The 736-nt window shown below is 61.7% G+C and carries 2 protein-coding genes and 1 pseudogene; 1 reads left to right on the plus strand and 2 read right to left on the minus strand.

Annotated elements, in window-relative coordinates; genetic code table 11:
* Together EOC06_RS38145 and tnpB are read right to left on the minus strand one after the other, a co-directional pair.
* Nucleotides 1-172: pseudogene (locus EOC06_RS38145) on the minus strand (IS66 family transposase); the annotation flags it as partial.
* 95 nt (nucleotides 173-267) lie between these two features.
* Complete coding sequence (tnpB, locus tag EOC06_RS38150; protein ID WP_245330064.1) at nucleotides 268-420, minus strand: transposase; 153 nt, start codon at nucleotides 418-420, stop codon at nucleotides 268-270.
* 38 nt (nucleotides 421-458) lie between these two features.
* On the opposite strand from tnpB, the gene EOC06_RS45295 reads away from it, so the two are divergent.
* Nucleotides 459-734: a DUF5372 family protein gene (locus tag EOC06_RS45295; RefSeq protein ID WP_158302690.1), complete on the plus strand. Its 276-nt coding sequence runs from the start codon at nucleotides 459-461 to the stop codon at nucleotides 732-734.
* Nucleotides 735-736 lie beyond the last annotated feature (2 nt).

Consider the following 736-nt stretch of genomic DNA (forward strand, 5'->3'; position numbering starts at 1 on the left):
GTTCGAGAAGCCGCGCCTTGCGCTCCGAGCGGCTGCCATGGATCTCGCGCTTCAGCTTCTCGATCTCCAGCCTGAGCCGAGCGATCAGCGCATCCGAATGCGAGTTCACGGCCTGCGCGCGGGCAGCGAGTGCTTGCGCCTCACGGCGGGCGGCGCGCTCCGCGAGGATCATCGCGTGCGCACTGGCAAGGTCACCGGGAAGCTGATCGGCCGCGTCGGTCATGGCGCGATGGAATCATATTCGCTCCTCCATGCCAACGATTTTGCTCATCCCGCCGAGCTCGGACGCCAGGTTTTTTGCGGCATGCGCCAGTCGATGCCTTCGAGCAGATAGCCAAGCTGCGCCGGCGTGATCACCACCGTGCCGTCGGCCGCCGATGGCCAAATAAAACGCCCGCGCTCCAGCTTCTTGTACCTCACTTGGGAATGCAGACTCTACGAACGCAGATACGCAATTAGTGCGGATCACGCATCCGTTTCATCCTCTGTTCTCGCGGCTGCTGCCATGTGTCGGCAGACGATACAATCGGCATGGCGAACGCCTTTTGCTGCAGGCCGACGATAGCGCCGTATGGTCGGTTCCTCCGCAATGGACTGATCTTGCGAGCCCGGATCCAGAAGTTGTCATGGGGAATGGGAGGGCGCTCTTGCGTACTGTCGACTTGCTGGAACTGGCCAGTCTGGTCGGGCGCCTTTCTGGTAAGTCGGCTTCGCGATCACTCGACAAGCTGTAAGG

Origin of the sequence: Mesorhizobium sp. M7A.F.Ca.MR.362.00.0.0, assembly GCF_004023175.1 — a bacterium.
GTDB lineage: Bacteria > Pseudomonadota > Alphaproteobacteria > Rhizobiales > Rhizobiaceae > Mesorhizobium.